The 19,418-nt window shown below is 64.7% G+C and carries 22 protein-coding genes; 14 read left to right on the plus strand and 8 right to left on the minus strand.

The annotated features are described in order from the left end of the window. Window positions 1-51: 51 nt before the first annotated feature. The 9 genes from ccmC (at window position 52) to KVF90_RS10010 (ending at window position 7,602) form a co-directional block, all read left to right on the plus strand. Window positions 52-810, plus strand: a complete 759-nt coding sequence (gene ccmC, locus KVF90_RS09970) for a heme ABC transporter permease CcmC (protein WP_264391431.1) — start codon at window positions 52-54, stop codon at window positions 808-810. Then, complete coding sequence (locus KVF90_RS09975) at window positions 810-950, plus strand: heme exporter protein CcmD (protein ID WP_264391432.1); 141 nt, start codon at window positions 810-812, stop codon at window positions 948-950. The genes ccmC and KVF90_RS09975 overlap by 1 nt, the downstream gene beginning before the upstream one ends. Before the next feature lie 14 nt (window positions 951-964). Then, a complete protein-coding gene (ccmE, locus tag KVF90_RS09980; RefSeq protein WP_264391433.1) occupies window positions 965-1,426 on the plus strand; it encodes a cytochrome c maturation protein CcmE in 462 nt (153 codons plus the stop codon). Between the two features lie 27 nt (window positions 1,427-1,453). Then, complete coding sequence (locus KVF90_RS09985; protein WP_264391434.1) at window positions 1,454-3,442, plus strand: heme lyase CcmF/NrfE family subunit; 1,989 nt, start codon at window positions 1,454-1,456, stop codon at window positions 3,440-3,442. 6 nt (window positions 3,443-3,448) lie between these two features. Beyond that, entirely contained in the window at window positions 3,449-3,976 is a 528-nt protein-coding gene (locus KVF90_RS09990; protein ID WP_264391435.1) for a DsbE family thiol:disulfide interchange protein, read from the plus strand. Next, window positions 3,973-4,401: a cytochrome c-type biogenesis protein gene (locus KVF90_RS09995; protein ID WP_264391436.1), complete on the plus strand. Its 429-nt coding sequence runs from the start codon at window positions 3,973-3,975 to the stop codon at window positions 4,399-4,401. The genes KVF90_RS09990 and KVF90_RS09995 overlap by 4 nt, the downstream gene beginning before the upstream one ends. Continuing rightward, window positions 4,398-5,045 carry a tetratricopeptide repeat protein gene (locus KVF90_RS10000; RefSeq protein WP_264391437.1) on the plus strand — a complete coding sequence of 216 codons (648 nt, stop codon included), beginning with the start codon at window positions 4,398-4,400 and terminating at the stop codon, window positions 5,043-5,045. The genes KVF90_RS09995 and KVF90_RS10000 overlap by 4 nt, the downstream gene beginning before the upstream one ends. 140 nt (window positions 5,046-5,185) lie before the next feature. After that, complete coding sequence (locus KVF90_RS10005; protein WP_264391438.1) at window positions 5,186-7,123, plus strand: potassium transporter Kup; 1,938 nt, start codon at window positions 5,186-5,188, stop codon at window positions 7,121-7,123. A 107-nt stretch (window positions 7,124-7,230) separates the two neighbouring features. Next, window positions 7,231-7,602, plus strand: coding sequence for a VOC family protein (locus KVF90_RS10010; protein ID WP_264391439.1), 372 nt, complete (start codon window positions 7,231-7,233; stop codon window positions 7,600-7,602). Here KVF90_RS10010 and KVF90_RS10015 read toward each other — a convergent pair whose 3' ends face one another. The 5 genes from KVF90_RS10015 to KVF90_RS10035 form a co-directional block, all read right to left on the minus strand. Beyond that, window positions 7,603-8,253 (minus strand): inner membrane-spanning protein YciB, encoded by a 651-nt coding sequence (locus KVF90_RS10015; protein WP_264391440.1) that lies wholly within the window; start codon window positions 8,251-8,253, stop codon window positions 7,603-7,605. It abuts the gene before it with no gap. Further along, the gene (gene ftsY / locus KVF90_RS10020; protein ID WP_264391441.1) at window positions 8,253-9,176 is read right to left on the minus strand and encodes a signal recognition particle-docking protein FtsY; all 924 of its coding nucleotides are present in this window, start codon (window positions 9,174-9,176) and stop codon (window positions 8,253-8,255) included. The genes KVF90_RS10015 and ftsY overlap by 1 nt, the downstream gene beginning before the upstream one ends. Next, window positions 9,173-10,348 (minus strand): MiaB/RimO family radical SAM methylthiotransferase, encoded by a 1,176-nt coding sequence (locus KVF90_RS10025; protein WP_264391442.1) that lies wholly within the window; start codon window positions 10,346-10,348, stop codon window positions 9,173-9,175. Before KVF90_RS10025 ends, ftsY begins: the two co-directional genes overlap by 4 nt. After that, on the minus strand, window positions 10,345-11,145 hold the full coding sequence (dapF, locus tag KVF90_RS10030) for a diaminopimelate epimerase (protein WP_413677029.1): 801 nt from the start codon (window positions 11,143-11,145) through the stop codon (window positions 10,345-10,347). Before dapF ends, KVF90_RS10025 begins: the two co-directional genes overlap by 4 nt. A gap of 95 nt (window positions 11,146-11,240) precedes the next feature. Then, a complete protein-coding gene (locus KVF90_RS10035) occupies window positions 11,241-12,833 on the minus strand; it encodes a putative bifunctional diguanylate cyclase/phosphodiesterase (RefSeq protein WP_264391444.1) in 1,593 nt (530 codons plus the stop codon). 271 nt (window positions 12,834-13,104) lie between these two features. Between KVF90_RS10035 and KVF90_RS10040 the strand changes: the two genes are divergently transcribed. Continuing rightward, window positions 13,105-13,512, plus strand: coding sequence for an EVE domain-containing protein (locus KVF90_RS10040; protein ID WP_264391445.1), 408 nt, complete (start codon window positions 13,105-13,107; stop codon window positions 13,510-13,512). Window positions 13,513-13,744: 232 nt separating this feature from the next. Next, a complete protein-coding gene (locus KVF90_RS10045) occupies window positions 13,745-13,915 on the plus strand; it encodes a CsbD family protein (protein WP_264391446.1) in 171 nt (56 codons plus the stop codon). Between the two features lie 56 nt (window positions 13,916-13,971). On the opposite strand, the gene KVF90_RS10050 is transcribed toward KVF90_RS10045, so the two are convergent. After that, complete coding sequence (locus KVF90_RS10050) at window positions 13,972-15,660, minus strand: thiamine pyrophosphate-binding protein (protein WP_264391447.1); 1,689 nt, start codon at window positions 15,658-15,660, stop codon at window positions 13,972-13,974. A 192-nt stretch (window positions 15,661-15,852) separates the two neighbouring features. Between KVF90_RS10050 and KVF90_RS10055 the strand changes: the two genes are divergently transcribed. Continuing rightward, a complete protein-coding gene (locus tag KVF90_RS10055) occupies window positions 15,853-16,044 on the plus strand; it encodes a hypothetical protein (RefSeq protein ID WP_264391448.1) in 192 nt (63 codons plus the stop codon). Here KVF90_RS10055 and KVF90_RS10060 read toward each other — a convergent pair. After that, window positions 16,037-17,362: an MFS transporter gene (locus KVF90_RS10060; protein WP_264391449.1), complete on the minus strand. Its 1,326-nt coding sequence runs from the start codon at window positions 17,360-17,362 to the stop codon at window positions 16,037-16,039. The genes KVF90_RS10055 and KVF90_RS10060 overlap by 8 nt on opposite strands. Before the next feature lie 153 nt (window positions 17,363-17,515). Between KVF90_RS10060 and pgsA the strand changes: the two genes are divergently transcribed. Then, a complete protein-coding gene (gene pgsA, locus KVF90_RS10065) occupies window positions 17,516-18,124 on the plus strand; it encodes a CDP-diacylglycerol--glycerol-3-phosphate 3-phosphatidyltransferase (RefSeq protein ID WP_264391450.1) in 609 nt (202 codons plus the stop codon). Between the two features lie 40 nt (window positions 18,125-18,164). Beyond that, complete coding sequence (locus KVF90_RS10070) at window positions 18,165-18,506, plus strand: hypothetical protein (RefSeq protein ID WP_264391451.1); 342 nt, start codon at window positions 18,165-18,167, stop codon at window positions 18,504-18,506. A 7-nt stretch (window positions 18,507-18,513) separates the two neighbouring features. Here the strand turns inward: KVF90_RS10070 and KVF90_RS10075 are convergent, their stop codons facing one another. Next, window positions 18,514-19,410: a LysR substrate-binding domain-containing protein gene (locus KVF90_RS10075; RefSeq protein ID WP_264391452.1), complete on the minus strand. Its 897-nt coding sequence runs from the start codon at window positions 19,408-19,410 to the stop codon at window positions 18,514-18,516. Window positions 19,411-19,418: the final 8 nt, after the last annotated feature.

Genomic DNA, 19,418 nt, shown 5'->3' on the forward strand with positions numbered 1-19,418 from the left:
TCTTGTCGGGAACGGGTGTAAGGCTACAAGCCCGGCCAGACACGAAACATCATGCACATTTACGCCAATCCCACCCGTTTTCTGTCGCTTGCAAAGTGGCTGATGCCGCTCCTGTTCTGGAGCGGCCTGGTGCTGTCGATCGGCGCGGTGTGCTGGGGCCTGTTCGTTGTTCCGCCCGACCGGTTGATGGGCGAAACGGTGCGCATCCTGTTCATCCACGTGCCCGCTGCATGGCTTGGCATGGGGGGATGGGCGGGGATCGCGATTTCCAGCGCCATGCTCTTGATCTGGAAGCACCCGCTCGCCGCCTTGGCAGCCCGCGCGATTGCCGTGCCGGGGATGGTGTTCTGCGCAATCTGCCTTGCCACCGGATCGATCTGGGGCCGCCCAACCTGGGGCACCTGGTGGGAGTGGGACGGACGGCTCACCTCGATGCTCGTGCTGCTGTTCCTATACGCCGGGTACATCGCGCTGACCGAAGCGGCTGAGCGTGAAGGCTCCTCGACCAAGATTGCCGCGATCTTCGGCCTGGTAGGCGCGGTCAATGTGCCGATCATCAACCGTTCGGTGGTGTGGTGGAATTCGCTCCATCAACCGCCAAGCATCACCGCAGGCAAAAGCGCGATCGAGACGACGTTCCTTGTGCCGCTGCTCGTTGCGGTGGTCGGCTTTTCCCTGCTGTTTGGCGCGATCGTGCTGATGCGGATGCGCGCGCTGATTGCCGAACAACAGGTCGAAGCCCGCCTGCGCCGCCGCGCGATGGATGACGATGCACCCGCCAGCGTCGCCCCCGTGATGGAGCAGGCGTGATGCGCGAAGAATTGAACCAGTGGGATTTCGTCTGGCTCGCTTATGGCGTGGGCGCGATTGCACTGGCATTGCTGATTGTCTGGGCGTGGCGTTCCATGGCCCGTGCCGAAGCGCGGCGTGACGCCACACGGCGGCGTTGAACGGGAGAGATGGGATGAAAGCCAAGCATCAACGTCTGGTCCTCGTGATTATCGCGCTTCTCGCCATTGTCGGCGCGGGGCTGCTGGCGGCTTGGTCTCTCCGTAATCAGGCCAATTACTTTTACCTGCCCGAACAGATGGCGGCGACCCCGCCAGACGTCGGTCAGGCCGTGCGCCTCGGCGGGATGGTACAAAAAGGTTCGATCAAGACCGAGGCTGACGGCGTGACGGTCAACTTCATGGTCACCGGCAACACCGCCGATGCCATTCCGGTACGCTACAGCGGCATCCTGCCCGATCTGTTCGTCGAGAATTCGGGCGTGGTGGCCGAAGGCAGCCTTGGCCCCGATGGCGTGTTCATCGCGACCAACCTGCTCGCCAAGCATGACGAGAATTATGTCCCCAAGGAGCTTGAGGGCATGGGGACGCAGGACGCCGCAAAAATGGCCGCCGAAACGACCGTAGGGCTGAATTAAAATCGTGCCACAGACGAGGGCCAAGCAATGATTGCCGAAATCGGATTGGCTGCCCTCTGGCTCGCCGCGGCGCTAGCGGTGCTCCAGATGGTCTCGGGCGCCTTCGCGCTGAAATCTGCCGAGGGTGAGGTCAATCCGCTGGCGATCTATGCCCGCCCGGCGGCGGTGGTGCAGGCTTTCCTTGCCGTGCTGGCCTTCATTTTGCTGCTGCGCGCCTTTGCGATCACCGACCTTTCGATCAAGCTGGTGGCGGCCAATTCCCATTCCATGAAACCGCTGCTTTACAAGCTGACCGGCACATGGGGGAACCACGAGGGGTCGATGCTGCTGTGGGTGGGCGTGCTGGCGGCTTCGGGCGGGCTGTTGGCCGCCTTCGAGAAGCGCCTTCCCGAACGCACCATGGGCGCGACGCTTGCGGTGCAGGGCTTTGTCGCGCTGGGCTTTTACGCCTTCCTGCTGCTGTCCTCCAATCCGTTCGAGCGCCTGCCGGTGCCCGCGGCCGAGGGGACGGGGCTTAACCCGCTGCTTCAGGACATCGGCCTCGCGATCCATCCGCCGACGCTTTACGCAGGCTATGTCGGTCTTTCGGTCGCCTTCAGCCTTGCCATGGGCGCGCTGCTGACCCGCGAGGTCAACCCATCCTTCGCCCGCGTCATGCGCCCCTGGGTGCTGGGCGCGTGGGTGTTGCTGACGCTGGGGATCACGGCCGGATCATACTGGGCCTATTACGAGCTGGGCTGGGGCGGTTGGTGGTTCTGGGATCCCGTCGAAAACGCCTCGCTGATGCCGTGGCTCGCCGCGACCGCGTTGATGCATTCGGTGAGCGTGCTCGCCGCGCGCGATGCGTTGCGGACGTGGACGATCATGCTCGGCGTGCTGGCGTTCTCGATGTCGATGCTCGGCACGTTCCTGGTGCGCTCGGGCGTTCTGACTTCAGTCCACGCCTTTGCGGTCGATCCTGAGCGCGGGGCCTTCATCCTCGGGTTGCTGGGCCTCTATATCGGCGGTGCTTTCACCATCTTTGCCCTGCGCGCGGGCGCCGTAGCCGAGGGCAAGCGCTTTGCCGTCGCCAGCCGTGAAGGCGCGCTCGTGTTCAACAATGTGATGCTTTCGGCGATCCTCGCGATCGTGCTGCTTGGCACGCTCTATCCGCTGCTGACCGAGGCGTTCAATGTGCGCGTGTCGGTTGGCCCGCCGTATTTCAATCCGGCCTCGGCGATCTTTGCGGTGCCGATGTTCCTTGTGATGGCGGTCGGCCCGCTGCTGCGCTGGAAGAGCGACAAGCCTGCGCGGCTGCAGTTCGAACTCGCGCTGATCGCGGCGCTGGTGATCGGGGTGATCGCGGCGGTCAGCTTCTTCGGCCAGTTCCCGCTGCTGCCCCTGCTCGGCCTCGGGCTCGCCGCCGCGCTGGCCGTGGCGGCATTCCTCCCCTTGCGCGGCCGCAATCTGAAGCGCGTGCCGGTGGCGACCTGGGGCATGGTGCTCGCCCATTTCGGCGTCGCGGTCTCGCTGTTCGGCATGGCCTGTGAAGGCGCCTTCTCGCAAGAACGCCTCGCCGCCGTGGCGCCGGGTGGGACCGAGCAGATCGGTGATTTTGCGGTCACGCTGGAACGCGTTACGCCGGTTGCCGGGCCGAACTGGACCGCGATCGAAGCGCGCCTTGCCGTGAGCGAGGATGGCGGCGAGCCGGTGATCTTGAACCCGCAGGCGCGCAGCTTCTGGTCGCCGCCGATGTCGACCAGCGAAAGCGCGCTGCTGACCAAATGGGACGGCCAGCTCTACGCGGTGATCGGCAATCAGGCCGAGGACGGGCGCTGGCAGATCCGCATCTGGTGGAAGCCGTTTGTGACTTTCATCTGGTATGGCGGATTGCTGATCGGGCTGGGCGGGCTGCTGGCAATTGCGGGCCGTGTGCGGGTTGACGTCAAACGTCGCAGCGCAACCGCAAAGGGTGCGCAGCGCCGCGCCGATATCGAAGCGCTGGGCACGCCGCCCACGCCGATACCGGCGGAGTAATCGCTTATGCGCTCGCGTCTGTTCCTGTGGGTGCCACTCGCCCTGTTCGCTTTCTTCGCGGGGCTGGCGGGTTACATGCTTACCCAGGACAAAGACCAGTTCGTCGAAAGCACGATGATCGGTCAGCCCTTGCCCCAATTCGCACTCGACCCTGCGTTCGGCGGATTGCCGGGCGCTTCCAAGGCGGACTTCACCGGCAAGCCAAGGCTGCTCAACATCTGGGCAAGCTGGTGCCTGCCCTGCATCGCCGAGGCACCGCAGCTTGAAGCGTTGAAGGCGCAAGGGGTGGAGATCATCGGCATCGCGATCCGCGACCGGCCCGAGGATGTCGCCAATTTCCTGTCGCGTTACGGCAATCCCTATACCCGCATCGGCAGCGACCGGATTTCCGAGGTGCAACTCGCGATCGGCTCGTCCGGCGTTCCCGAGACCTTCGTGATCGATGCCAAGGGCGTGATCCGCTACCAGCATATCGGCGACATTCGCGCTGATGACGTGCCCGTGTTGCTCGCCGAACTGGAGAAGGCCCGATGATCCGCGCCGCACTTGCACTGCTGCTGGCGTTTCTGGCCATGCCCGTTTTGGCGCAGGACACGATGCCGCCCGCGCCCTATGCCTATAACCAGCTCGACGACCCACGGCTCGAGGCCGAGGCGACCGAGCTGATGCACTCCTTGCGCTGTCTCAAGTGCCAGTCACAGTCGATTGCCGACAGCGATGCACCGATGGCAGGCGACATGCGCCATCAGGTGCGCAGCCGCATTCTCGCTGGCGAAAGCCCCGACCAGATCCGCAGCTGGCTGATCGCGCGTTACGGCGACTATGTCAGCTACGAGCCCGAAGTGAGCGCCACCACATGGCCGCTGTTCGCGGTGCCGGTGCTGGTCATCCTGATCGTCGCTGGCGTGTTGTTGCGGCGCCTCGGCAAGCGGCGCGGCGATGGGGGAGAAGCGGCATGATCGGTGGATGGCTCGCGATCGGCGCGCTGGCGCTGGCGGCTTTTGCGGCGGCGGTGCTGCTCCTGAAGCTTCCACGCCACGGGTTCACCTTGTTCGGCGCGGCGCTGGTGTTCGGTCTGGCTGGCTATGCCTGGCAAGGTTCGCCCGGCCAACCTTCCGCGCCCAAGGCCAAAGCTGAAGAAGCTGGCACGCAGGGCGAGGCGATGGTCGAGGGACGCGCCGCCCTGTTTAGCCGTACGCTGCCGTCGCCCAACTATCTCGTCACCTCGGATGCCTTTGCGAGGCAGGGCCGGTTCGGCGATGCGGCGGCGATGCTTCAGAAGGGGTTGCAGGACAACCCGCAAGACCTGGAAAGCTGGCTTGCGCTCGGCCTTGCGCTGGTCGGCCATGCCGATGGATTTGTCACGCCAGCGGCTTTGCAGGCGTTTGGCCGCGCAAGGGCCATTGATCCGGACCACCCGGGCGCGGAATACTTCCTCGGCTTCGCCTATCTCCAAAGCGGGGAGATCGTCGCCGCGCGCAATGTGTGGGCAGGGCTTGTCGAACGCTCCCCCGCCGATGCGCCGTGGCGCGAGGGGCTCAGCGCCGAAGTCGCGCGGCTCGACGACATGATTGCGCGTGCGCCGATGCTCCAGGGGCAGTGATGACCGACGTGACCTTCGGGTGTCATCAGTGCCGAGGTGTTGCAGGTGCGAACAACGAGTGCTAGGCGCGCGCCCTTCTTGGGCCTAAATGCGTGGGGCCTTGTGGGCAGTACCGGGGGGATACGGGAAATCCGATTATCATGAGCAGCACAGCAACTTCCGCCGATACGCCCGCAGCGCAAGGCCACGGCCATAGCGCGTCCACCCTGACCCTCGCCGTTGGCGCTGTCGGGGTGGTGTTCGGCGATATCGGCACCAGCCCGCTCTACGCCTTCCGCGAAACCTTTGCCTCGCACCATGGAGCGCCGGGCATTGCGCCTGATGCTGCGCATATCCACGGTGTGCTGAGCCTGGTGTTCTGGTCGATGATGATGGTGGTGACGGTCAAATATGTCCTCACCATCATGCGCGCCGACAATGGCGGTGAAGGCGGTAGCCTTGCGCTGCTGGCGTTGATCAAGCGGACCTCGAAAAAGGGACGCTGGACTGCGCCGCTGGTGCTGCTCGGCGTCTTCGCGACCGCGCTGTTCTATGGCGACAGCATGATCACGCCTGCCATCTCCGTGCTATCGGCGACCGAGGGTCTGCAATACATCGTTCCCGGCTTCAAACCGTGGATCGTGCCGACCGCCGTGGCGATCCTGTTCGGCCTGTTCGCGATCCAGTCGCGCGGGACGGATCGGGTGGGCAAGCTGTTCGGGCCGATCATGCTGACCTACTTCGCCATGCTGGCGACGCTGGGCGTGATGCACCTGAGCGCCAACCCGGCGATCATCCTCGAAACCATCAATCCGCTGAACGCCATGCGTTTCTTTGCGACCGATGGGTTCGTGGCCTTCGTTGCGCTGGGTAGCGTTGTGCTCGCCGTAACCGGGGCAGAGGCGCTTTATGCCGACATGGGCCATTTCGGCCGCAAGCCGATCGGGCTTTCGTGGCTGACCTTCGTGTTCCCCGCGTTGATGCTCAATTACATGGGGCAGGGCGCGCTGATCCTTTCGCAGACCTCGCCAGAGGCAGCCGCCGCGCTGGTCAAGGATCCCTTCTTCCTGATGATTCCTGACATGGTGCGTGTGCCGGTGATTATCCTTGCGCTGCTGGCCACGATCATTGCCAGCCAGGCGGTCATCTCCGGCGCGTTCAGCCTCACCCAGCAGGCGATCCAGCTGGGCTTTATCCCGCGCATGGAGATCCGCCACACCAGTGCGGCCGCCGCGGGGCAGATCTATATCCCCACGATCAACTGGGGGCTGATGATCATGGTGATCCTGCTGGTCCTGTTCTTCCAGTCATCCAGCGCGCTTGCGGCCGCTTATGGCATCGCGGTGACGGGGGCGATGTTCATCGACACGCTGTTGCTCGCTGCCGTGCTGTTCGCGCTGTGGCGCTGGCCGGTCTGGAAGGCGCTGCCGCTGGTGATCGCCTTCCTGATTGTCGACATCGCCTATTTCGGCGCGAACCTTATCAAGGTGCCGCAGGGCGGGTGGGTTCCGCTGCTGATCGGCTTCGTCATCTTCACGCTGCTTACCACCTGGTCGCGCGGGCGCGAGCTGATGCGGGCGAGCATGGCGGAAGGTTCGCTGCCGATCGAGATATTCGCCAAGAGCGCGCATGGCAGTTCCACGCGCGTTCCGGGGACCTCGGTGTTTATGGCCTCGACCAATTCGGGGGTGCCGTCCGCGCTGCTGCACAATATCAAGCACAACAAGGTGCTGCACGAACGCGTGCTGATCCTCACCGTTCAGGTGCGCGGGATGCCCTACGTGGATGAGGCCGAGCGCTACGAGTGCAAGAGTCTCGGCAACGGCTTCTACCGCGTGACGATCTATTGCGGCTTCCTCGAGGACACCGACGTTCCCAAGTTGCTGAGCACGCTAACCCTGTGCGATGGCGCCTTCGACATGATGCAGACCAGCTTCTTCCTGTCCCGCCAGACGCTACTCCCGTCTAGCAAGCCCGGCATGGCGATCTGGCGCGAGAAGCTGTTCGCGTGGATGCTGCGCAACGCAGCGAGCGCGATGGCGTTCTTCAGGCTGCCCACCAACCGCGTGGTGGAGCTTGGGAGCCAAGTGGAGATTTGAGGTCGCGCGCGATCATTGTGGCTCTTCTGCCGCTGGGCATCATGACAGCTGCGTGCACGCCCGAGGCAGACGGCGGTGCGAAGCCGCCTGAAGAGGAGCAAGCAGCGATGGCCAACCCGGTCTTCCATTTCGAGATTCCGGTCACCGACTTGGACCGTGCAATCGCTTTCTATGAAGATGTGTTCGGCTACCCGCTGACCCGCGAGGACGTCGACGGGTATGATATGGCGTTCTTCCCGCGCGCAGCTGATCGCCCTGGTGCGAGCGGGGCTCTGGCGAAGGGGGACGTCTATCGGCCTTCGCATGACGGGCCGGTGGTCTATTTCGACGTGCCTGACATTGATGCTGTCATCGCGCGGGCGACGGCACGCGGTGCGCGCGTGCTCTATCCGAAAAAGGACATCGGCACGGCAGGCTTTGTGGCAGAGATCGAGGACAGCGAGGGCAACCGGATCGCCCTGTCACAGGTCAAACCCTGATCAGCTTCCCGTAGGCGGCTCGTCCTTGAAGGGCTCGTCGCGATCCTCGAAGCTCAGGCCGTGCTTGAGCAGCATCGGGATCTGGCTGAAGGTGAACAGGAAGGTCAGCGGCAGGAACACCCAGATCTTGGCCCAGAGCCAGCCTTCGAAGTCCATCTGCGCGCGCAGTACCTCGTTGAGGCCGGCGAGGAACAGGAAGAACACCCCCCAATTGCGCGACAGCTTGAGCCAGCCAGTTTCGTTCAGCCCTTCGAATGCGGCTTCCAGCAGGATGCGCAGCAGCGCCTTGCCCGCGAAGAACCCGCCGAGCAGCGCCACGCCGAAGCAGGCGTAGATGATCGTCGGCTTCAGCTGCACGAAGGTCGGATCGCCGAAGAAGATCGTCAGGCTGCCAAAGCCGACGATCAGCGCGGTCGAGAACCACAGCATCGGCGAGACCTTGCCCAGCCGCCATTTCGAGATCACCAGCGCGGCGATGGCGGCGACCATGAAGGCGGCGGTGCCCGCGATGATCGCGGACAGCTCGCCCACCGGGCTGGGATCGGCGGGAGATTGCCAGCGATAGACGCCGAGGAACACCAGCAGCGGGCCGTAATCGACCGCGACGCTGATCCAGCTGGAAGCAGCTTTCTTGGTTTCGCTCTCGCTCATCACGCCACTCCGGCAATCACGCGCGCGACCAGATCGGGGTCGAAGGGGCGCAGGTCTTCCATTTTCTCGCCGACGCCGATGGCGTGGATGGGGAGCCCGTATTGCTCCGCCGCCGCCACCAGCACGCCGCCGCGCGCGGTGCCGTCCAGCTTGGTCATGATCAGCCCGGTGACGCCGGCGACTTCCTTGAACACGTCGATCTGCGCGAGCGCATTCTGGCCGTTGGTGGCATCGAGCACCAGCACCACATCATGCGGCGCTTCGGGATTGAGGCGGCCGAGGACACGGCGGATTTTCGCCAGCTCCTCCATCAGCTCTTTCTTGTTCTGGAGCCGCCCGGCGGTGTCGACGATCAGCGCGTCGATCCCGGTGTCGGTCGCCTGCTTGACCGCGTCGAACACGATCGCCGCCGGATCGCCGCCTTCCGGCCCGCGCACCAGATCAACGCCGATGCGGTCCGCCCAGGTCGCCAGCTGACCAATGGCAGCCGCGCGGAAGGTGTCGCCCGCGGCCAGAAGCACGCCGTAATCATCCTCCTGAAACAGGTGCGCGAGCTTGGCGATGGTGGTGGTCTTGCCGCTGCCGTTGACGCCGATCACGAGGATCACCTGCGGGCGCGGGAAGGCAGTAATTTCAAGCGGTTTGGCAACGGGGCGAAGGATCGCGGCGATTTCTTCCGCCATCGCCTCGCGCAGTTCGCGGGTGGTGACCTCCAGCCCGAAGCGCTTCTCGGACAGCTTGGCGCGGATCCGGGCCGCTGCCGAAGGACCAAGATCGGACATGATGAGCGCGTCTTCGACCTCGTCGAGCGTGGCGTCGTCCAGCTTCGCCGTCCCGCCGCTACCGGGCAGGTTGGCGGTCAGCCGCTCGGACGTCTTGGCGAAGCCGCCGAACAGGCGCTGGCTCCAGCTGGTTTCACTCATGCGAGCAGGCCCTCCCTGACCGCGCTTGGGGTCACTTCGATGATGTCTCCCGCTACGGTCCCCGGGGGGAGCGCGACGCGGGCGTAGTTTGGCGCATAGCCCGTGCCGTCGCGTTCGGCGAGGACGGGGAGCGTTTCGCCCACAAGGCTTTCGAGCCACGCGGCGCGGCGGGCGGCGGAGCGTGCGCGCAACTCGGCGGCGCGGGCCTTCACTTCCTCGCGAGCCACCTGCGGCATCCGCGCGGCGGGCGTGCCTGGGCGGGGCGAATAGGGGAAGATATGGGCGTGCACGATGTCGAGATCGTCGATGATCGCGAGGTTGGCCGCGTGGTGCGCCTCGTCCTCGGTCGGGAAGCCGGCGATGAGGTCCGCGCCGATGGCGACCTCGGGACGCAGCGTTTTGATCCGCGTAACCAGTTCCAGCGCGTCGTCGCGCAGGTGACGGCGCTTCATGCGCTTGAGGATCAGGTCTGCCCCATGTTGGAGCGAGAGGTGGAGGTGCGGCATGAGGCGCTGTTCGTGCGCCAGCAGTTCAAACAGGGCGGGATCAATCTCCACGCCGTCGACCGAAGACAAGCGCAGGCGCGGCAGTGCGGGAAAGGCGGCGAGGATCGCCTCGAGCAGCACCCCGAGCCGCGGCGCGCCGGGCAGGTCATGGCCCCAGCTTGTGAGATCCACTCCGGTGAGAACGACTTCCTTTGCACCCGCCGCCAAGTGCGCCTCGACCTCGCGCAGCACGGGCGGGATAGCCATCGAGCGGCTTACCCCGCGCCCCTGCGGAATGACGCAGAAGGTGCAGGCATGGTCGCAGCCATTTTGCACGGCGACGAAAGCGCGCGTGCGTTGCGGCGCAATCGGAGGCGCTTCGGCGGCGATGTTCCACGCGCGCGGGTCGAGCTTGGCAGCGTTGGCCACCAGCGCATCGACCTCGTCCATTGCGCCGATTTCCGCCCGGTCGATTTCTGCCGCGCAGCCTGTGACCATCAGCCGGGCCTGCGGATGATCGCGCCGTGCCCGCCGGATCGCCTTGCGCGTCTGGCTCAGCGCCTCGCCCGTCACTGCGCAGGAATTGATCACCACCAGATCGGTCTCGCCCGCCAGCATGGCGCGCATCCGCTCGCTCTCCGCAATGTTCATGCGGCAGCCTAGCGTGACGATATGCGGGGCATTCACGCGTAATCGCCCCAATCGAAAGTGCCGCGGAAACTCTCTGCCGCAGGGCCGCTCATCAGGATCGTGCCGCCGGGCTCCCAGGCAATCACCAGATCGCCGCCGGGCAGGGTCACGCGCACCGGGCTTTGCACCAGCCCGCGCCGGATCGCGGCGACGGCCGTGGCACAGGCGCCGGTGCCGCAGGCGCGGGTCAGTCCGGCGCCCCGCTCCCACACGCGCAAGCGCAGATGATCCGGCCCGGCAAGGTTCGCGACATTGACGTTGATGCGCTCGGGGAACAGCGGATCATGCTCGATTTGCGGGCCAATCATATCAAGCGGCACCGCGTCAGCATCATCGACAAAGAAGATCACGTGTGGATTGCCGACATTGACGGCCATCGGATTTTCAAGGGCGCCTTCGTCCATCGGCCAACCCACCGGCATGGCGAAGGTGTCCATCGGATAGGCGAGCGGGATTGCGTCCCACTCGAAGCGCGGCACGCCCATGTCGACCCGCGCGCCACCTTCCAGCGGCTCCAGCGCGATCGGCCCGCCGCCGGTCTCGATCACCGCCGCCTTGCCATGCAGCAGGGCCACGGCCCGTGCGGCATTGCCGCAGGCCTCGACCTCGCTGCCGTCCGAGTTGAAAATCCGCATCCGGAACTGGTGTGTTGCGCTCGGTTCCAGCAGCACCAACTGATCGAAGCCGATCCCGGTCCGCCGGTCGGCAAGCGCGCGCGCCACGGTCGGAGTCATCGCAGGCAGCGCAGCCTCGCGCGCGTCGAGCACGACGAAGTCGTTGCCGAGCCCGTGCATCTTGATGAAGGCGATAGTCTGCGTCACGGCCCCGCATCTATGCACCCGTTGCCCGCGCGTCCAGTCCCGCGCGCGGCAGGAGGGTGCTGGCAGGTTCAGGGACGGGCTATGCGGTGGCGTGCTTCTGTGTCTTCGGCGACAGTGGGTAGAGCCGCGCCGAATTGGCCGGGTTTGCCCGTCAGCTTGCCAGCTGCCTTCAACCGCACGCGGACTGCATCGGCATCCTCGGGCAGGCCATAGAAATAGCCCTGCGCCTTCAGCCGTCCCATCGACTTGAGCGCGGTAAGGATTTCCTCGTCCTCGACCCCTTCGGCGGTCAGCGGCAGATCGAGCCCGCGGCCGAGCGAGATGATCGCCTCGACGATCCGCGAACGGTTGCCCGGCTCGCGCAGTTCCTGCACGAAGCTGCGGTCGATCTTGATCCGGTCAAAGGGCAGGTTGCGCAGCTGTTCGAAGCTCGAATAGCCGGTGCCGAAATCATCGAGGCTGATCTGCACGCCCTGATTGCGCAGGCTCATGATCATCGAGCGCACCATGCCGATATTCTCGTGCAGGCAGCTTTCGGTGATCTCGATTTCAAGCCGCTGCGGCGGGAAATTGGCGGCGACGAGCTTTTTCAGAAGCCGCTGGGCAAACCACGGATCGCGCAGCTGCACCGGGGAGATGTTGATCGACAGTGTCAGGCTGTCATCCCATTCGCGTGCGTCGGCGAAGGCCTGCTCCATCAGCCGTTCGGACATATCATTGATCACGCCGATTTCTTCGGCGATGGGCACGAAAATGTCGGGGCTGATGAGGCCAAGCTGCGGCGAGCGCCAGCGGGCGAGCATCTCGAACCCGACCAGCTCGCCGCTCTCGAGATCGACCTGCTGTTCGTAATAGGGCACGAATTCCCCGCGCGAAATGCCGCGGCGGATGCCGGTTTCCAGCTGGTTGCGGAAGCGCAGCTCGCTTTCCATGGTCGGTTCGAACCAGAAGTAGCGGTTACGGCCCTGCTTCTTGGCGTGGTAAAGTGCCATGTCCGCGCGGTGCATCAGCGTTGCGGAATCTACCACCAGCCCGATCGTGCCGTCGGCATCGTGGTCGGCGGCAAGACCGATCGACATGGTCATTTCCATGGTAAGCTCGGGCATGCGGAACGGCTCGGCCAGGCTTTCGAACAGCCGGATGATCAGATCATCGATCCGTTCCGGGTGACCGGCGGAGTAGGGCATGACGAAGGCAAATTCGTCGCCCCCCAACCGCGCCAGCCGTGCCTCACGCGGGAGCAGCGCGCGGATCCGTTCGCACAGCATCACCAGCACCGCATCGCCAGCCGAGTGGCCGTGCATGTCGTTGACCTGCTTGAAGTTATCGAGGTCGATCATGCAGTAGACGATCGCCTCGCCGCGGACCGCAGCGTGCGCGCGCATTTCTTCGGTCGCATCGATCATGCTGCGGCGGTTGAGGCATTGGGTGAGCGGATCAATGGCGGCAAGCTGCCGGGCGCGGGCTTCGGCGCGGCGGCGCTCCTCGATTTCGCGTCTCAGCTCGCGATAACGCCGCCAGCCGAAGATGATCAGCGCGATGTTGAGCAGCAGGGCGTTGACGAGGATGACGTCGGGCTTGCTGCCGTTGCCAAGCAGCGCCTGTACTGTCTGCGGAAGCACGGAGCCTCCGGTCCCGACCAGCAGGATAATCGAGGCCACAGCAATCCCTAGCGCGATGATATCGCGCTCGGCGGATTGCAGGGGATTTTCTGGGTCGTGATCCGTCAAAACCGTTGCCCTGTCCGAATGGCCTCCGATAGGCGCACGTCGTTCGACCTGTCTGCCCCTTGCGTCCTCAAAGCGATTCTTCGCAGAGCAGGCTAAAGATCGGGTTAACTCGCGGCGCTGTGCAGTGTTGGTGCGGGGGCTTGGCGAAGCATGGCTGCGCAGGCTATCGGGGCGGCGCAATGATTGGGAGCGCGCACCGCACATGGCCTACTGGCTGATGAAATCCGAACCCTTCAAGTACAGCTGGGACCACCTCGTCGCCGAGGGTGAGGGGACGTGGGACGGTGTGCGTAACTATCTGGCGCGCAACAATCTTCAGGCCATGCAGGTGGGCGACGAGGCGTTTTTCTACCACTCGCGCGAGGGTCTGGAGATTGTCGGCATTTGCACGGTCAGCGTGACAGGAATCGGCGATCCCACCGACGAGACCGGCAAGTGGGCCGCGGTGAAGGTGAAGCCCAAGACCAAGTTCGCTCACCCTGTCACGCTCGCCGCGATCAAGGCCGAGCCGCGGCTGGCCGAGATGCAGCTGGTCCGCCTGTCGCGCCTGTCGGTGTGCGGAGTCACGCCGGACGAGTGGCAGGTGATCTGCGAGATGGCCAAGGGCTGACCCGCAACCGCGATGTTTCACGCGAAACATCGGCCTAAACGGGGTCTAGAGGGGGTCTAGGCGGGGTCTGGACCGCGCTGGAACCCTCTGGCACCGGGCTAGGCGGTGCCTGAAATCATCACTCCGTCCTGCTGCGGCCACCGCTTGCCCCGGAGGATGGAACGAAGCCCTGTTCTGCCCGTAATCTTCTTGAAAAGCCAATAAAGTCATTGGCTTATCATGGGAGGTTATCATGGGTGAATTCACCGACAAGGCCAAGGGTGCTGCCAAGGAGCTCAAGGGCGAAATCAAGCAGCATTCGCGCGATCCCGAGACCCGCGCCGAAGGCCGCGCCGACAAGGTCGATGGCAAGATCGACAAGGCCAAGGGCAGCATCAAGGGCGCGCTTGGCGACCATATCTGACGGGAACGTCAGGATAAACCGAAAAGGCCGCTCCGTCCGGGGCGGCCTTTTTCGTCTCAGGCTTTGGCGCGTGCCCGCAGCCCGCTGATGGTCGCGCCGCTCGCGGCGATCCTTTCGAGATCGGTGACGGCATGGATCAGGCGGATGCCGCTGCGCCCCTTCGCCTCGTGCAGCGCGGCGACGAATTGCGCTGTGGTTTCAACCCGCGTGCTCCACGCGCCGTAGGCCTCGCCCAGCTTGGCGAAATCGGGGTTGGCGAGCGCGGTGGCCGACACCCGTCCCGGATACTCACGCTCCTGATGCATCCGGATCGTGCCGTAGGCGCCGTTGTCGATGACGACCACGATCAGGTTCGCCCCATATTGTGCGGCGGTGGCGAGTTCCTGCCCGTTCATCAGGAAGTCCCCGTCACCGGCAACGGCCACCACCGTGCGGTCAGGGAAGCGCAGGCTTGCCGCGACGGCGGCTGGCACGCCGTAGCCCATGGCACCGCAGGTCGGGGCAAGCTGGCCTGGAGAGGCCTCGTACCGCCAGTAACGGTGCCACCATCCGGCGAAATTGCCTGCGCCGTTGGCGATGATCGTATCGGCGGGAAGCGCCTCGCGCATCGCCTTCACACACAGGCCGAGGTCAATCTGCGCATCGGAAGGCTGCGGGGTCGACCACGCCGCCCACTCGGCGTTGGCCTGTGCCCCCGCATCGAAGGGGATGATGTCACTGCTGTCCCACAGTGCGGCGCATTCGGCGAATTCATCGACCGCGCAGCATAGCGCCAGATCGGTGCGATAGACGCGGCCCAGCTCTTCCGGATCGGGGTGGATGTGGACGAGCGTCTGACCCGGATGCTCCAGCGTCGGCACTTCGTAACCATCGGTCGTGGCCTCGCCCAGCCGCGCGCCCACCGCGATGATGAGATCGGCGTTTTTCACCCGCTCGACCAACTTGGGATTGGGCCCATAGCCGAGGTTCCCGGCATAGACCGGGCTGTCGGGCGCAATCGCGTCCTGCCGCCGGAAAGCGGTCGCCACCGGGAGCCCGATCCGTTCGGCGAATTGCTGGAAGTATTCGCGCGCCTTGGCGTTCCAGCCTGCGCCGCCGATAATCGCAACGGGGCTGGCGGCGTCAGCGATCATGTCAAACAGCGCGCGCATGGCATCGGGGCACACGGCCTGCGCCGGGCGCACTGCAAAGGGGCGCGGGGCGAGGGCGGCGGGCACTTGCTCCACCAGCATATCTTCAGGCAGGGCGAGCACCACCGGACCGGGCCGCCCGCTGATCGCCACGGCGTAGGCGCGGGCGATGTATTCGGGAATGCGCGCCGGATCGTCGATCCGCGCAGCCCACTTGCAAATGGGGCCGAAGAAAGCGGGGAAATCGACCTCCTGAAACCCCTCGCGTCCCTGCATCGGTCTAGCGACATCGCCCACGAACAGGATCATCGGCTGCGAATCCTGATGTGCCACGTGCACGCCGATGCTGGCATTGGTCGCGCCCGGACCGCGGGTGACGAAGGCGACGCCCGGCCGACCGGTCATGGTACCATCAGCGCAAGCCATGAAGGCCACGCCGCCTTCCTGTCGGCAGGTCACCACATCGATTTCAGGCCTGTCGGGCAGGGCATCGAGCACCGCGAGGAAGCTCTCCCCCGGCACGGTGAAGATCCGCTCGCAGCCCTGTTTGGCAAGGCAATCGACCAGCAGGGCCGCCGCGCTTTGTGTGGAAACCGGGCTGGTGGAATCAGGCATCGAAAACTCTCCCGTCGTCTGCCGCTGCCTCTACAGCCGCTCGGTGGAGGGTGCAAACCGGCCTGACGGGCCCAAGGCACCTTCCGGCCAACTGCTCGCCCTGTCCCATGCTGCGACAGGTCCGCCGCAAACCATTTCCAATGGTTAAGAAAGTCTTAAAGCTGTGAGTCCCGAAGCTGGAGATTCGCTACGATGCGCCGCAGCCTGGTCCTCACTGACGAGACCGCCCGCCACTGGTACCGCGCGAGCCTGCCGCCGCATGTGAAGCGCGATCTGATCCCGATCCCGGCCGAGGGCCTGTGGCGGCTGACGCTGGAAGATGTACGCGGCGTGGCGAGCACCTATGTCGCCACCACGCTCGCGATCTTCGCCTTTATTATCTGACGCTTCCGCTCGATTCCTGAAGCGATTCCACACGGTGAAGCTTGCGGGCAAGCTGTGCGGAGAACACGCACAGCACCAGGCTCAGCAGCAATTGCTCTTGCAGCGGAATGCCGAACAGGCCGAGTGCACCGGCCACGCCTGCGCCCACGACCATGAAGATCGACGAGATGAAGTTGTTCGCCGCGACCGACCGTGATGCTTCCGACTTCTCTACGCGGGTGGTGAGGAAGGCGTAAAGCGGCACCACGAACATGCCGCCCGCCACCGCGATCAGCAGCAGGTTGGCGAGCAAGGCCAGCGCCAATGGCTGCATCAGAAACTCGCCCACGGTGAACAATTCGCCCGATGCCGGACTGATGTTCCATATCCGGCAGATCAGGTAGAACACGATCAGAAGCACGCCCAGCACCAGCACCGATGGCGCCGAATAGCGGGCCGAAATGTCGCCTTTCAACAGCGCGTTGATAGATACGGATCCGATCGCGATCCCGGCCGAAAACGCCACCAGCAGCACCGCGGCGACCTGTTTGTCCGCCAGCAGCACGTTCTTGGCGAGCGGAATGAACTGCACCGACAAGATGGCGGCAATCGTCCAGAAGTAACTGATCGCCAGAACCGAATAGCGCAGTTCGAGATTGCTCATGGAAAAGGCGATCAGGTCTTTCGAGGCGCGGATCGGGTTCCAGTCGACCTTCGTCTCTTCCGTCTGGGCAGGGGCGGGCGGCACCCAGCGGCACACCAGATAGCCGATGACCGCGATGGCAATGACGGCGATGATGCTGTCATTGATGTGCATCGCCCCGCCCAGCATCATGCCGACGAGGATCGCCACATAGGTCCCCGCTTCCACCAGTCCGGTGCCTGCGAGAACTTCGTCCTTGTGGAGGTGCTGGGGCAGGATCGCGTATTTGATCGGGCCGAAGAAGGTGGAGTGCACCCCCATCGCGAACAGGGCGACGAACATCAGCGGAATGGCGAGGCCTTCCACCTGCAACCCGCGCGAGGCGAGCAGCAGGCCGGTCGCGCCGACCGACATGATCATGATCTCGGCAAACTTGATCCAGCGGATGATCTTGGTCTTGTCGCGCATGTCGGCCAGCTGGCCGGCGGTTGCCGAGAAGAGCACGAAGGGCAGCACGAACAGCGCGGTCGCCACGCCGCTGATCAGCGTCTCCATCTCGGGCGAATCGTAGACCGAGTAGACCACGAACAGCACCATCGCGTTCTTGTAGAGATTGTCGTTCAGCGCGTTGAGGAGCTGGGTCAGGAACAGCGGCAGAAACCGCCGCTGGCGCATCAGGTCTGTCGATGTTGTCATGCGGTGATTTCGCTGGCGCTTCCCTGTGAGTTACCCGGGACATAGCGGCAGGGGGCGCTTTCACAAGAGCGCGCGCACTTTCCCGTGTTGTGTGCATGGTGTGCCCAAGGGGGTTTTGCAGCGGGGGCTGCCGCGCTAGAGCGGGTATCAGCCATGTCGAGCTTGCCCAATCTCCTCACCCTTTCGCGGATTTTCGCGGTGCCGCTTCTGGCGTTTTTCCTGTGGTGGCCGGATTGGCGGGCGGGGTACCTGATCGGCTTCGTGCTTTATTGCATCATCGCCATCACCGATTTCTTCGACGGCTATCTCGCCCGCGCGCACGGGACCGTATCGAAGCTGGGCATCTTCCTCGATCCGATTGCCGACAAGATCATGGTGGCAGCAGTGATCCTTGTGCTCACCGCGCAAGGATACCTGCGCGGGCCATACGCGGGCGACATTCACGTGATTGCAGGGCTGGTCATTCTGGTGCGCGAGATCGCAGTATCGGGCCTGCGCGAGTTTCTCGGCGGCATTCAGGTCTCGGTTCCCGTCTCGGCGCTGGCCAAGTGGAAGACGACCTTCCAGCTTGTCTCGCTCGGCGCGCTGATCCTCGGCGGGGCTGTGCATGGCCCGCCGTGCCAGTCGGTGTTTGAAGGCTGCGGCTCGATCGCGCAGAGCTGGGTGCATCTGATCGGTCTGGTGAGTCTGTGGACCGCTGCCGTGCTCACCTGCGTCACCGGATGGGATTATCTGCGGGTCGGCCTCAAGCATATGGATTGAGGCTGGAATTGGCCCGGGGTTTCTGGTTATATTGTCTCCCATGGGATCGGATGCAACGCGTCAGCCTGACGCATATGTCGGGCAATTGGCGGATCACGCACGGCGCCTCCAGCGCGAGGCACGAGAGGCAATCGCGCGCGGAGATTATGCACGCGCCGCCGCGCTGATCGGCGATGCAGAGATGCTGGCCGAGGATGTGCACGGCCTCGTCGACGATATTGAACACCGTCAGGTCGACCGGCTGCTGGGGATGGCCGCGCAGGACGCTGCGGCGGCGCGAAAGCCGCAGCAAGGGCGTTTCGCGCTGACGCTACCCCCGCGCCGGCTTCGGGCCGCGATCGGAGCAAGCCTCGCGATGAGTTTTGCGCTGGTGGAGTGCTGAGCGGCCGCTAGCCGGCCCGCAGTTCCTCGGCGAGCAGCAGAAAATCCGCTTCCCTCGGCGAATTCTTGCGCCACGCCAGCACGATCTCGCGCTTGGCAGTGGGGCTGTCGACCGGGCGGGCGACGACCTGCGTTCCGGCGAGAATGCCCGCGTTGAGCGCCATTTCGGGCAGCATGGTCAGGCCGAGGTCGTTGTCGACCAACTGCACCAGCGTGTGCAGCGACGTGCCGATCATCGCCGCACTGGCCCGCAGTTCGGCGCGGTTGCACGCGGCGAGCGCGTGATCGCGCAGGCAGTGGCCGTCCTCCAGCAGCAGCAACCGGCCCTGATCGATCATCTCAGGCTTGATGCTGGCGGGCGGATCGCGCGGGTCGTCCTTGGGGAAGGCGATGAACAGCCGGTCATCCGAGATATGCGCAATCGTCGCGTCCCCGGTCTCGAAAGGCAGGGCCAGCAGCACGCAATCGACCCGCCCGTGCGAGAGGGATTCGAGCGCGTCGTGGCTGGTTTCCTCGCGCAGCATCAGCTTCAGATCGGGCCGCTCGCGCTTGAGGCGCGGCAGCATGCGGGGCAGGAGGAACGGCGCAATCGTGGGGATCACGCTCATGCGCAGCTCGCCCGACAGGGGCTTGCCCGAGGCCTGGACGAGATCGGCCAGTTCTTCCGCCTCGCGCAGCAGCCGGTTGGCCTTGGCCACCACCTGCTCGCCCAGCGCGGTGAAGCGCACCACCCGCCGCGAACGTTCGACCAGCGTCACGCCGAGCAGCGATTCGAGCTCACGGATGCCGGCCGACAGGGTCGATTGCGACACGAAGCTGGCATCGGCCGCCTTGCCGAAATGCCCGTGTTCGTGAAGCGCTACGAGATATTGTAGCTGCTTGATGGTGGGGAGGTAGGTGGACACCGGCCCGC

Source organism: Porphyrobacter sp. ULC335 (genome assembly GCF_025917005.1).
Lineage (GTDB): Bacteria > Pseudomonadota > Alphaproteobacteria > Sphingomonadales > Sphingomonadaceae > Erythrobacter.

What these genes read in the sequence shown, in the direction of transcription:
- KVF90_RS10005 (WP_264391438.1), top strand. Translation starts at nt 5,186, where the DNA reads ATGAGCAGCACAGCAACTTCCGCCGATACGCCCGCAGCGCAAGGCCAC.
- KVF90_RS10040 (WP_264391445.1), top strand. Translation starts at nt 13,105, where the DNA reads ATGGCCTACTGGCTGATGAAATCCGAACCCTTCAAGTACAGCTGGGAC.
- KVF90_RS10070 (WP_264391451.1), top strand. Translation starts at nt 18,165, where the DNA reads ATGGGATCGGATGCAACGCGTCAGCCTGACGCATATGTCGGGCAATTG.
- dapF (WP_413677029.1), bottom strand. Translation starts at nt 11,145, where the DNA reads ATGCACGGGCTCGGCAACGACTTCGTCGTGCTCGACGCGCGCGAGGCT.
- KVF90_RS09975 (WP_264391432.1), top strand. Translation starts at nt 810, where the DNA reads ATGCGCGAAGAATTGAACCAGTGGGATTTCGTCTGGCTCGCTTATGGC.
- KVF90_RS10010 (WP_264391439.1), top strand. Translation starts at nt 7,231, where the DNA reads ATGGCCAACCCGGTCTTCCATTTCGAGATTCCGGTCACCGACTTGGAC.
- pgsA (WP_264391450.1), top strand. Translation starts at nt 17,516, where the DNA reads ATGTCGAGCTTGCCCAATCTCCTCACCCTTTCGCGGATTTTCGCGGTG.
- KVF90_RS09995 (WP_264391436.1), top strand. Translation starts at nt 3,973, where the DNA reads ATGATCCGCGCCGCACTTGCACTGCTGCTGGCGTTTCTGGCCATGCCC.
- KVF90_RS10045 (WP_264391446.1), top strand. Translation starts at nt 13,745, where the DNA reads ATGGGTGAATTCACCGACAAGGCCAAGGGTGCTGCCAAGGAGCTCAAG.
- KVF90_RS09990 (WP_264391435.1), top strand. Translation starts at nt 3,449, where the DNA reads ATGCGCTCGCGTCTGTTCCTGTGGGTGCCACTCGCCCTGTTCGCTTTC.
- KVF90_RS10000 (WP_264391437.1), top strand. Translation starts at nt 4,398, where the DNA reads ATGATCGGTGGATGGCTCGCGATCGGCGCGCTGGCGCTGGCGGCTTTT.
- KVF90_RS10050 (WP_264391447.1), bottom strand. Translation starts at nt 15,660, where the DNA reads ATGCCTGATTCCACCAGCCCGGTTTCCACACAAAGCGCGGCGGCCCTG.
- ccmC (WP_264391431.1), top strand. Translation starts at nt 52, where the DNA reads ATGCACATTTACGCCAATCCCACCCGTTTTCTGTCGCTTGCAAAGTGG.
- ccmE (WP_264391433.1), top strand. Translation starts at nt 965, where the DNA reads ATGAAAGCCAAGCATCAACGTCTGGTCCTCGTGATTATCGCGCTTCTC.
- KVF90_RS10055 (WP_264391448.1), top strand. Translation starts at nt 15,853, where the DNA reads ATGCGCCGCAGCCTGGTCCTCACTGACGAGACCGCCCGCCACTGGTAC.
- KVF90_RS09985 (WP_264391434.1), top strand. Translation starts at nt 1,454, where the DNA reads ATGATTGCCGAAATCGGATTGGCTGCCCTCTGGCTCGCCGCGGCGCTA.
- ftsY (WP_264391441.1), bottom strand. Translation starts at nt 9,176, where the DNA reads ATGAGTGAAACCAGCTGGAGCCAGCGCCTGTTCGGCGGCTTCGCCAAG.
- KVF90_RS10015 (WP_264391440.1), bottom strand. Translation starts at nt 8,253, where the DNA reads ATGAGCGAGAGCGAAACCAAGAAAGCTGCTTCCAGCTGGATCAGCGTC.
- KVF90_RS10060 (WP_264391449.1), bottom strand. Translation starts at nt 17,362, where the DNA reads ATGACAACATCGACAGACCTGATGCGCCAGCGGCGGTTTCTGCCGCTG.